General features: G+C 35.3%; 7 protein-coding genes, 1 tRNA gene and 1 pseudogene. 4 read left to right on the top strand and 5 right to left on the bottom strand.

Features of this window, described 5'->3' with window-relative positions:
- Positions 1 to 196: 196 nt before the first annotated feature.
- The gene (locus V5N68_RS04615; RefSeq protein ID WP_332066014.1) at positions 197 to 1,873 is read right to left on the bottom strand and encodes a Na/Pi cotransporter family protein; all 1,677 of its coding nucleotides are present in this window, start codon (positions 1,871 to 1,873) and stop codon (positions 197 to 199) included.
- A gap of 51 nt (positions 1,874 to 1,924) precedes the next feature.
- The gene (locus V5N68_RS04620; protein ID WP_332066015.1) at positions 1,925 to 3,151 is read right to left on the bottom strand and encodes a mechanosensitive ion channel family protein; all 1,227 of its coding nucleotides are present in this window, start codon (positions 3,149 to 3,151) and stop codon (positions 1,925 to 1,927) included.
- 132 nt (positions 3,152 to 3,283) lie between these two features.
- On the opposite strand from V5N68_RS04620, the pseudogene dnaG reads away from it, so the two are divergent.
- From dnaG to V5N68_RS04635, 3 genes and pseudogenes are all read left to right on the top strand, one after another.
- Positions 3,284 to 5,223 (top strand): annotated as a pseudogene (gene dnaG / locus V5N68_RS04625) (DNA primase).
- A gap of 345 nt (positions 5,224 to 5,568) precedes the next feature.
- Positions 5,569 to 7,581 (top strand): RNA polymerase sigma factor RpoD, encoded by a 2,013-nt coding sequence (gene rpoD / locus V5N68_RS04630; protein ID WP_332066016.1) that lies wholly within the window; start codon positions 5,569 to 5,571, stop codon positions 7,579 to 7,581.
- 330 nt (positions 7,582 to 7,911) lie between these two features.
- Complete coding sequence (locus V5N68_RS04635) at positions 7,912 to 8,373, top strand: YcgN family cysteine cluster protein (protein WP_332066017.1); 462 nt, start codon at positions 7,912 to 7,914, stop codon at positions 8,371 to 8,373.
- Positions 8,374 to 8,399: 26 nt separating this feature from the next.
- Here V5N68_RS04635 and V5N68_RS04640 read toward each other — a convergent pair whose 3' ends face one another.
- Positions 8,400 to 9,137 carry an SIMPL domain-containing protein gene (locus V5N68_RS04640; protein WP_332066018.1) on the bottom strand — a complete coding sequence of 246 codons (738 nt, stop codon included), beginning with the start codon at positions 9,135 to 9,137 and terminating at the stop codon, positions 8,400 to 8,402.
- 179 nt (positions 9,138 to 9,316) lie between these two features.
- Here V5N68_RS04640 and V5N68_RS04645 point away from each other — a divergent pair.
- Positions 9,317 to 9,390 (top strand) — tRNA-Ile (locus V5N68_RS04645).
- Positions 9,391 to 10,049: 659 nt separating this feature from the next.
- On the opposite strand, the gene V5N68_RS04650 is transcribed toward V5N68_RS04645, so the two are convergent.
- Together V5N68_RS04650 and V5N68_RS04655 are read right to left on the bottom strand one after the other, a co-directional pair.
- Positions 10,050 to 10,229 (bottom strand): YegP family protein, encoded by a 180-nt coding sequence (locus V5N68_RS04650; protein WP_332066019.1) that lies wholly within the window; start codon positions 10,227 to 10,229, stop codon positions 10,050 to 10,052.
- A gap of 351 nt (positions 10,230 to 10,580) precedes the next feature.
- Positions 10,581 to 11,123, bottom strand: coding sequence for a helix-turn-helix domain-containing protein (locus tag V5N68_RS04655; protein WP_332066020.1), 543 nt, complete (start codon positions 11,121 to 11,123; stop codon positions 10,581 to 10,583).
- Positions 11,124 to 11,291 lie beyond the last annotated feature (168 nt).

Below are 11,291 nucleotides of genomic sequence, written 5' to 3' on the forward strand. Positions count from 1 at the left end.
TTCATATCAATAATATGTAAATTGGTATAAAAAAATTTTACTTAAATTGTTCAATTGGCTTTGTAATTTAAATTGGTAAAGTACATTATTTTAGTTAAGTTTATATTTTATATTTTGATAATGTACTTCTTCCATGGAAGTAATAACTATTCATTTCTTTGATAATGAATGATTTTCAAAATAACGGTTTTTCCATTTATTGTTTAGGAGGATTCCGTAGACGGGAACTTTTGAGTAGTCCCTGTGCTTCTAAAATTGGGTAAATCATTGAGGTCAAAAGAGAGTTTATCTGTTTCAGATCATGCACAGTATCGAGATGAAGACTAGACGATTCTATATTCTTTAAGCCGCTCTCACGGAGACGTTTAAAATGCTTAAGACCCATCTCTTTTTCCAAATTTCGAAGATGATCTTTTTTTTGCACCAATAAATGTGCCGTGTGTGTGTCACGCGAAACAAGGACATTAAATGCGATATGCGCATTGGCTAAGACAATGGAATGAAAACGAAGTAGGTCATTCCATCCATCATCGCTGAATTGTAAACCTTTTTTTTGTTTCTTTTTGACCAACATCAGCATATTATGAATGATAACATCTCCTGCTTGATCTAATTTTATACAAGCATCTAACAGTTCTTGCATTTGAAAAGCTTCTTCATCGGATAACTTTTGTCCAGCTAACCGTGCAAGATAAAGTTTGATGGCAGTATGCTTTTTATCTAATATGGTATTCAATTGGTTGAGTTCACGTATGATATTGGGATCCGGCTTTTCATAAAGTCCCATAATTTTTTCAAGCATAATGTCTACAAGATCACAAATATGGATCACTTCACGCATAACGTTAGAAAGTGCTAAAGTTGGGCGTTCAATAACGCTGTCATCAAGAGCTGTTTGATCGGATAAATTAATACTTTTATTAATTTGCTTTTTTTTTGTAGTGATATGAATAATTTTAGTTGTTAATTTTAAAATCCACTTTGATAGTGGTATTCCAGCAAATAGCGTAAGAACATTAAAAGCAATGTGAGTGTTAACCACTTGAGTAGGGGCATCACGACCAAGCCACGTGATGGACGGTTGAAAGTAGAGAAATAAAATAAGGATCAGTATTGAGCCAGCTCCGCGCATAAGTAAATTGCCCAATGGAATAATGCGAGAATCAAGAGGAGCATTGCGTGTTAAAAGTGGCGCTATGAGAGAAGAGCCGAAATTGACCCCAAGAACCATTACGACACATAATTGGGTCTGAATGAGGTGGTAGTTGGCGAAATTGAGTAGCAAGATAATTCCAGCGATGGACGAGTGCAAGACATAGGTCAATGTGGCCGCTAACAAAAAAGAGGAGATAGGATCAGTTGAAAGATAGTTAATAATGCTAGGCAAGATTGCACTATCACGTAAAGGTTCTGTGGCTGCACTTATCATTTGTAAAGATAGAACTAAAAGGCCAATACCAATAATGATCCGTCCTATTTGACGCCAGTCACTTTTTTCAGTTGTCATGAAAATAAAAGTGCCGATTAAAAGACATAACGGTATAACGATAGTGAGGTCGTAAGAGAGAATTTTGATAACTAATGCTGATCCTAATTCTCCTCCACGCACAGCCATAAGTCCTGCAAGACCAGAGACAAAACCAGAATTGACAAAAGAGCCAACAAGGAGTGTTACTGCTGTAGAACTTTGTAAAATCATTGCTGTGAAAAGTCCAAAACCCACAGCAAAAAATGGATTGGACATGAGATAGTACATTTTAAACTTAAGCTTATCTCCATAGGCGCGTTCAACCCCTGTGCGTACCATGCGAGTGGCCCAAAGAAGTAAAGAAATAGCACCTGCAAGATGAATGAGTACCAATGAACCATTCATGCGCACTTTTCTCCATGATTATGGATATGGACTGATAAAAATCTGATAAAATTAAGATTTATCATTCCGTTTTTCTTTCAGTGCATGAATAAAATCATGTCCGCTTGGATTTTGAAAAACTTTTAGACCAAAGCTGGGAAGAATAGAATAAAGGTGGTCAAAAATATCGGATTGAATTTTCTCATAATCTGTCCAGACAGTTGTATTGGTAAAACAGTAAATTTCTAAAGGTAATCCGTTTGATGTAGGAGGTAATTGTCGCACTATTATGGTTGCATTTTGTTTTATATAGAGATGTGTTTTTAGATAGGCCAAGACATAAGCACGAAAGGTTCCAATGTTGGTTAAACGGCGTGTATTGGCTAGTACGTTTTTATTTTTATTTAATAGAGAATTCCATTCACTGATTTGTGGTATTTTTTTTTCAAAATAATTTTCTAACAAATTAAATTTGGATAGATATTCTTGTTCTTTTTCTGTGTGAAAACGGATACTCAATTGGTCAATAAATAAGGATCGTTTGATACGTCTTCCACCCGATTCTATCATTCCACGCCAATTTTTGAAAGAATTGGTTACTAATTTACGGATAGGAACTGTCGTGATTGTGTTATCAAAATTTCGAACTTTTACAGTATGAAGTGCAATTTCAATTACATCACCATCCGCATTGAGATCGGGAATTTCAATCCAATCGCCAACACGCACCATATCGGTCGAAGAAATTTGAATACCTGCGACAAGTGAAAGCAATGTATCTTGAAAAATCAGCATGAAGACAGCTGCCATTGCACCAAATCCAGAAAAGAGAATAAGGGGCGATCGATCAAGTAATGTCGCTATCATTAAAACTGCTGCGACAGTAAAAAGCGTAACTTTAGCGATTTGAATATAACCTTTTATTGGTTTCAATCGTGCTGTTGGCTGCTGCTCGTAAAGAGTGTTAACGATATTAAGAAGAGCAGAAATTGTTAAGACCACGAAAACAATAATAAAAGCGTTAGAAACATTGCGAATAATAATATTGATTGTTTGGGGTAATGTAGAGATAAAATGAACACCATTTGACAGTATAAAGGCTGCAAAAATATCTGCCATGTAATGAATAGTTTGTTCAAGATCAGTTGTTGTATTTTTAGGGAGAAAAGAAGAAAGTTGTTTTGCTGCGCGAGAGAGTAGATTTCTTGCCAATAAATTTCCTAAAAATGCGGTAAAAGCAAGAATAATAAGCCAACAAATGGCTTCTAGTAACGGATATTGAACAAGAAATTCTATCAATTTTCTATCTCCATTTCTGAATTATATGCAATTGAACTTTTAGAAGGTGTCAATTATTTTATATTAATTATTTAAATTATGCTTTAAAGTCATGGAATATGCAAAAAGGAAGTTAAAACTTTGTGAGAGAGAATGCGTTTTCCGTCCGATTTTCTTGATGATATCCGCACAAAATTACCGATTTCAACAGTTATTGGCAAAAGGGTGGTGTTTGATTCTCAAAAAAGTAAGCCTTCGCGAGGTGACTTTTGGTGTTGTTGCCCATTTCATTCTGAAAAGACTCCAAGTTTTCACTGTAATGATCATAAAGGTCGTTATTATTGTTTTGGTTGTGGTGTAAGTGGTGATATCTTTACTTTCCTTTGCGAACTCGATGGGCTGCGCTTTTCAGAGAGTGTAGAGCGTTTGGCTGATTTTGCTGGAGTAAAATTACCTGCTTTTGATCCAAAAAGCCATAAACTTGATGCGGAAAAGGCTGATCTTTATGATGTTATGAAAATAGCTACAGATTTTTTCCAAGATAGCTTACATCAGAAAGGTGGGGAGCAAGCACGTCGTTATCTTTATGAGCGCGGCGTGACGGAAAAACTTATAGAACGTTTTCAGATTGGTTTTGCTCCAATGAATCGTACAGCTTTAAAAGAAGCTTTAGGTGCACGTGGTATTTCAATAAAACAAATGGAAAATTGTGGACTTCTCACATCGCGTGAAGGGGATGTGACGTCCTATGATCGTTTTAGAAATCGTATTATGTTTCCTATTAAAGATTTGCGTGGACGTGTGGTGGCGTTTGGAGGTCGTGCGCTGGATGAAAATACACCAGCAAAATATCTCAATAGCCCTGAGACAACGCTGTTTCATAAAGGAAATATACTTTATAATGCTGCTACTGCACGAAAAAATATTTTCTCTGTTGGCGATAAAGAGGTCCGTTCTATTCTCGTTGTCGAGGGTTATATGGATGTGATTACGTTGACTAAGGCTGGTTTTGAAAGAGTTGTAGCTCCTTTAGGAACAGCACTAACGGAAGCACAAATTAAGATTTTATGGCAGATGAGGGCTGATCCAATTTTATGTTTTGATGGGGATAATGCTGGTTTGAAAGCTGCTTCTCGCGTTGTTGATCGTGTGCTGCCTTTTTTAAAGGTAGGAGTATCTATACGTTTTGTTTTATTGCCACAAGGTAGAGATCCAGATGACATTATTCGTTCTGATGGTGCAGAGCTTTTTTCTTCTTTTGTGCAAAAGTCAATTTCGTTAATTGAGTTTTTGTGGTGGCGCGCTACTCATGGCAAGCGCTTTGAAACTCCAGAAGAACGAGCTGCTTTGGAAAAACAGCTGAAGCAGCAAATTTTCATGATTAAGGATGAGGATATACGTCGTTATTATTTGCAAGATATAAAGAGACGGCTTTTTACCTTTTTTTATCCATCTTTTGCTAAAAGAAAAGGTATCAGGCGATACAATCCAGATTTTAAAAATAAAATATTTAAAGACTCATTTTTTCCTACGTTGGAAAATTCTGATATAGTGCAAACTTTGTCGCGTGCTATTCCCCTGCGTGAAGCAGTTATTTTACTTATTTTAGTTTATTATCCTGAGTTATGGGATGAAGACTTTGACTCTCTTTTTCAGTTGGAGTTACAGAATCCTCAATTAATAAGCTTGCATCAATCGATGTTAGAAATTCTTGGGAGTCAGCAGTCTTATGATCAAGAAAAAATGATTGCATTTTTAGAAAAAAGAGGGTTTAAAATCCTTTTAGAGCGTATGAAGAATCTTGTACGAAATGTTGGGATGCATGTAATTTTTTCTGGGGGGGGTATAGAAGGTGTTCGTGCTGTATTAAAACAGGCCCTCTACTTGCATCTTCGAGAATACCACCTACATAAAAGATTACAAGATATTGAAGAGCAGCTTGTGAAAAATCCGAGTAGTGAGATTTTTGATCTTTTTCGTGAAATAAAAATAGAGCTGGAGCAGATGCAAGCGACAGGAGCTTTAATTAAAGGGTTTGAAAGCTGGTTTGATGAAAAAAAATAGATGGGAATAAACAAGATAATATAAAATGATTCGCTTTTTTAGAGCGAATCAGTCACCTAAAGCTTAGTATGAAGAATTTTATGTAGCGCAGTATTTAATAAAATAGCAGTGGGCTTTTGGGATAAGCGGGAAATTGGTTCTTATTATATGGTTTAGAGATTGTTTCAGAAAAGCTGAAAGGTGTCGGGGAAGCTTCCAGAGTTTTCCCGCGTTTTTGTGTGAATGAAGAGTGTGTATAAGATGTATTTTTTATAAAAATTTCTTTTAAGAGGGCAGATGAGAAATTTTTGATATGCTAAGTTGAGGATGCAAGCAGGCTGGTCACATGGAAATTGGGTTAAGTGATTGCGTAGTGATCAAGTGGAGTTTACGGTATGGCAACAAAGGTTAAACAGAAAGACAATACGGAAGCAAAAGGTCAAGCAAGTTTGGATCGTCCGCTTCTTGATTTTTCTGATGATGCCATCAAAAAAATGGTTAAAATTGCCAAGAAAAATGGCTACGTAACAATGGATGAATTGAATGCAGTTCTTCCTTCTGATGAGGTTACATCTGAGCAAATTGAAGATATTTTGTCGATGTTTTCTGAGATGGGCATTAATGTTGTGGATGATGAGGAGGATGTTGAGTCTGAGCATGATGAAGAGGAAAATACTGTAGAGGGTGGCGATTTAGTAGAGGCTACTAACTATGCTGTGGCAACAACTGTTAAGCGCGAGGTTACAGATTCTACAGATGATCCAGTGCGCATGTATTTGCGGGAAATGGGGGCTGTTGAGTTACTTTCTCGGGAAGGCGAGATTGCTATCGCTAAGCGTATTGAAGCGGGGCGTGAGACAATGATTGCTGGACTTTGTGAAAGTCCCCTAACTTTTCAGGCTCTCATTATTTGGCGCGAAGAATTAAAGGAGCAGCGTATTCTACTTCGTGAAATCATTGATCTTGAAATGACTTATGCTGGTCCAGAGGCTAAGCAGGCTCCCGTTATTGAACGAAGTGAAGTTGAAAAAATAAAAGATGAGAAATCAACTTCTGGAACACGTGATATAGAAGATCTTGTAGGGGGTATTGGTATCGATGATGATGAAGAGGATGAGGATGATGAAGCCAATTTATCGCTCGCTGCGATGGAAAATGAGCTATATCCTCAAGTTATGGAAACATTGGATTTTATTGCTGAAACTTACGTAAAGTTGCGAAAATTACAAGATCAGCATGTTGAAAGCAGTTTAGCCGAGCATAAAGAAGGAGCTCTTTCACCTTCTCAAAAGAAGAAATATATTCATTTAAAGGGTGAATTGGTTCAAGCGGTAAAATCTCTTTCTTTGAATCAAAATCGTATTGAGGCTCTAGTTGAGCAGCTCTATGATATCAATAAGAGATTGATCCAGCATGAAGGTAAGTTGAAGCGTCTTGCTAGTAATTATGGTGTGGGCCATGAAGATTTTCTAAAAGAATATCAAGGCCGTGAGTTGGATGCAGATTGGATTAATTATATTACAACTTTATCAGGACGTGGTTGGAAAGAATTTTCTGTTCGTGAAGCTAAAGAAATTCAAAACTTGCGCAGTGAAATACAGAATCTTGCCCAAGAAACTGCTATTTCAATTGGTGAGTTTCGTAGGATTGTTACGCAGGTACAAAAAGGTGAGCGCGAGTCAACAATTGCTAAAAAAGAAATGGTGGAAGCTAATTTACGTCTCGTTATTTCAATTGCAAAGAAATACACCAATCGTGGTTTGCAGTTTCTCGATCTTATTCAAGAGGGAAATATTGGTTTAATGAAGGCCGTGGATAAATTTGAATATCGACGTGGATATAAGTTTTCAACTTATGCAACATGGTGGATTCGTCAGGCAATTACGCGTTCAATTGCTGATCAAGCACGTACCATTCGCATTCCTGTTCATATGATTGAAACAATTAATAAGATTGTGCGTACATCACGACAAATTTTACATGAAATTGGACGTGAACCGACATCGGAAGAATTGTCGAGTAAACTTTCTATGCCGTTAGAGAAAGTCCGGAAAGTACTTAAGATTGCAAAGGAACCTATTTCGCTTGAAACGCCCGTTGGTGATGAAGATGATTCTCATTTAGGTGATTTTATTGAAGATAGGAATGCGTTATTACCGATTGATGCGGCTATTCAGGCTAATTTACGAGATACAACGACTCGTGTTCTTGCTTCACTAACACCACGTGAAGAGCGTGTTTTGCGAATGCGTTTTGGTATAGGAATGAATACTGACCATACGTTGGAAGAAGTGGGACAACAATTTTCAGTTACACGGGAACGGATTCGTCAGATTGAAGCAAAGGCGCTTCGCAAATTAAAGCATCCAAGTCGTTCACGCAAATTACGTAGTTTTCTTGATTCTTAAGTAGCATATTACTCATTTTCAAAGGCGTATGGGTTTTCTTAAAGAGGAATAATGCGCTATTGTGCGTGTATGAAGGAGCCTATTTATATAAAATATATTATAAGTCAATTTTCAACCAGGTATTTTTGCGATAGCATTTATGAAAAAAAGCAGCTCACTTAAATATCTGGATGTATAAGAATTTTTGCTTGGATGATGTTATAACTTTATTAAGCATGATTTGTGTTTGTATTTATTTTTTCAAAATTTTTTTGAATTCTGAGAAGTGAGTTGAATCATTTTTGGGGTAGATCGTCTTGTTTTTAATTTTTAAAAAGTACAGTTAGTGTTATGGATGAAGAGATTCCTTTTTGGAAGGTAAAAAAATTAGAAGAAATTTCTCCTTCTGAGTGGGAAAGCCTCTGTGATGGCTGTGGACATTGTTGTTTGCACAAAGTAGAGGATGATGATACGGGAGATATTTATGCTACGAGTGTTGCTTGTCGTCTTTTAGATAGGGAAACATGCCGATGTCAGGATTACGCTCATCGTAAATCAGTTGTTCCAGATTGTATATCCTTGGATGTTGCAGTAGTTAAAACAGCTCGCTGGCTTCCAGAAAATTGTGCTTATCGACTGATTAATGAGGGAAAAGATCTTCAATGGTGGCATCCACTGGTATCAGGAAATTATCAGACAGTGCATTTAGCACAGTTTTCTGCGCGCGAACAGATAGAAATTTATGATGACGAATTATCATCTGAAGAAGATTATTCTCAACATATCACCGGAATTCTCAGTAAAGGCCGATGATATGATTATTCTAAACAAGGGCAGATTCATTCTATAGAGAACGTTACGGTGATGCTGACATTATAATTTAATTCACCACTTGAAAAGTTTGTATCTGTATAGCTTTTATTTGCTATAGTCATTAGACGGGGTGTTGGTGTATAACTATTATCGTTTTCACTAATTTTAATAATTGGCCCTAATTTTAGGTTCGCTGCTTGTGCTATAGTTTCGGCTTTTTCAATGGCTTCAGAAACAGCTTTTTTACGAGCTTCTTGATAAAGTGGTTTTGTATTACCGTTGGTAAAGGTAATGCCATTTACTGCATTAATGCCAAGAGCCATTGCTTGATCAAATATTTTCCCAGTCTTAGAAAGATCACGTATACGCACTGTGAGAGAATTTGAAACATGATATAGAATATCGTTATTATTTTTTTTACTATATTCATTAGAGTTAGTTTGATAAATGGACAAGCCTGATGTGTACAAATCATTTTCTTGGATGCCATTGTTTTTAAAGATGCTGATAATATTATTCATAGATTTATTATTAGCTGCTAATGCTTTTTGGGCTGTTTTATTTTGAGTAACAATAGCGAGATTGATTATTGCTGTATCCGGAGTTGCGTGGCTTTCGCCAATTGCAGTAACCGTAATCGTTTGGCTTTTTACTTTTTGTTCTTCAGCGCATACATTAAATGAAGTGGCGAACAGTGTGAGTACTATCGTTATCGCTGCTGTAATCGTATAGCTGCTGAACGACTGGAAAGTAGTTTTTGTCATAGCTGTTCCTTTTATTTATATCTACTTTATTTATTAGATATATGATTCTCTCATTTTCTATAGTTGTTGTAAAGAAGTTAGGGTGTAGGACAAATTTTAATATAAAAAAAATATGGGTTATAATTAAAGCAGGCTCTTGTATCATAGAGCGTTTTAGTTTAGAGAAAGATAGTCTTGTGGGGCCTGTAGCTCAATTGGTTAGAGCCAGCGGCTCATAACCGCTTGGTTGGGGGTTCGAGTCCCTCCGGGCCCACGTTATCCCCATAAAATTGATAATTTATCTTAGTTCGTATTCTTGGCGAAGTTGCGAATAGTTGGGTTATAGGGATTTTTTATCATTTCAGAATTTTAAATTATTTGTAAGATTATTTTTGAGCCGGTGATACTGGCAATCTTTTTTCTTTTAGATAGGTTAACTGAATGAAAAAAATCAGCGAGTTTTGAGTTTACCTCATCGTTTTTTATAAATTTGAGCTTTTATGAAAAAGGTAATACTCTTTTATAGTTGGGTATAATAAATCGTATTTTTATTTAAAAGTACAAGGTTTTCTTATTTTATTTATACAAATTTATTGTTGAGATTCACTATAAGAGAATATACAGGATCATTGCTACTGTTGATTATCATTGATTTATTTTTTTTAAAAATTTTTGTTGTGTATTTAAACGCAAGAGAAATTTTTTAACAAAAATAAAGCAAGTTTAGCTAGCTCAGTAACTAAACCTTCTTTATTTTATTCTAAATGGACAATTAAATCAACGTGAAGAAACAGGATAATCGCTTATAATAAACTCTTGCTCTAAAACTACTTTACAGCATAACTCCAATAACTGCACACATTTTTTATTTTGTGACTGTAAAAAACTTTGTTTATTATAAAGCGCAATGCAAACAAAAATTTTGTAAAAAAGTTATGATTGTATCTCTCTAATAAGGGCTTTATGCGTAATTTTTTTAATTTGTTCAATATTCATAAGGATATCTTGTTTTGTGGGATATCCTTTACTGGAGAAGGCGATTTTTTGTTCATCTCGTGAGACTAAACGCCAGTACCATTGATTGTGAACTCCTTGGAATACTTCAAAATACATGCTTTTCACCTCATAAAACAATCTCCCATTCATGATATTGATTATTAAAATCATTTAATCATGGATATTAAGTATGTCCCTATAATGGGTGGTCAATATATATTTTTTATCACGATAACTTTTATAAAGTCACATTCTGTAATCAAATATCCTTTTGGCAAATATAAAAAATTTTATTTTGATAAGAAGTTTTACTTTATTAGTTGCACAAAGTCACATCTTTATTCAAAACTTTCCTTACAAGACATAATTTCTATAATACACTACACCTTATAATAATATAAAAGAGTAAAAATTCTCCTTTCCTATACCTACAATAAAAATCTTTTTTGTTATTTTTAAATGTCACATTTATTGATTAGCAACAGCTTCTTTTTGAGATATGCTCCTAATAAGTAAATCGATAAACAGGCTAAGAGTATAAGAATTTGCCATTTTCGCTTTCATATCAATTAAAGAAGTTGATGCTTTCGAACTAAGCCCATTATTAGATGAGCCCTGTCCCAATAAATATTGTTGTAGCTTTTCATAAGAGTTTTTAACTTTCTCTTTATCTATTTCTTCACCACGATCGCTGTTGACAAGTATTTCTTCAAGTCCTTCAATCTTTTTTATAAAGTAATTCCAGTCAAAATCACCCTTAGTATATTCTGTATCAAACATTTTCCCTTGTCCAGTTAAAAGCCAATTAATATTGACTCCGTACAAGGTACGATACGTTTGTAAAACACTAAGATTAGGTTCTCGTTCTCCACGCTCATAAAAAGCAATAGAATTTTTAGTCATGCTAAAGCTTTTAGCTAACGCTTCACGTGATGGATCCCCTAAGGCGAGACGGACATAACGCAAACGTTTTCCAAATATAGTTTTTGCTTCAGTTTCAGGACGTGCCACGAATTATCCTCCCTCATTAAATCATCATGGTATAAGCTTTGGCTGATAAACACACACTATGTATTAATAACTCATTATGTAATGTCAATATTTGTAATCAATATTTACAACTTTTATTTCTTTTTAATCATTAAATTAGTGGATAAAAGGTGATTTTCAACTTTTCGT

Origin of the sequence: Bartonella eidoli (assembly GCF_036576145.1) — a bacterium.
In the GTDB taxonomy this organism is placed as follows: Bacteria; Pseudomonadota; Alphaproteobacteria; order Rhizobiales; family Rhizobiaceae; genus Bartonella.

Bases quoted from the DNA above. Each gene is read 5' to 3' on its own strand.
- V5N68_RS04640 (WP_332066018.1), bottom strand. From the start codon at position 9,137: ATGACAAAAACTACTTTCCAGTCGTTCAGCAGCTATACGATTACAGCA.
- V5N68_RS04650 (WP_332066019.1), bottom strand. From the start codon at position 10,229: ATGTATTTTGAAGTATTCCAAGGAGTTCACAATCAATGGTACTGGCGT.
- rpoD (WP_332066016.1), top strand. From the start codon at position 5,569: ATGGCAACAAAGGTTAAACAGAAAGACAATACGGAAGCAAAAGGTCAA.
- V5N68_RS04615 (WP_332066014.1), bottom strand. From the start codon at position 1,873: ATGAATGGTTCATTGGTACTCATTCATCTTGCAGGTGCTATTTCTTTA.
- V5N68_RS04635 (WP_332066017.1), top strand. From the start codon at position 7,912: ATGGATGAAGAGATTCCTTTTTGGAAGGTAAAAAAATTAGAAGAAATT.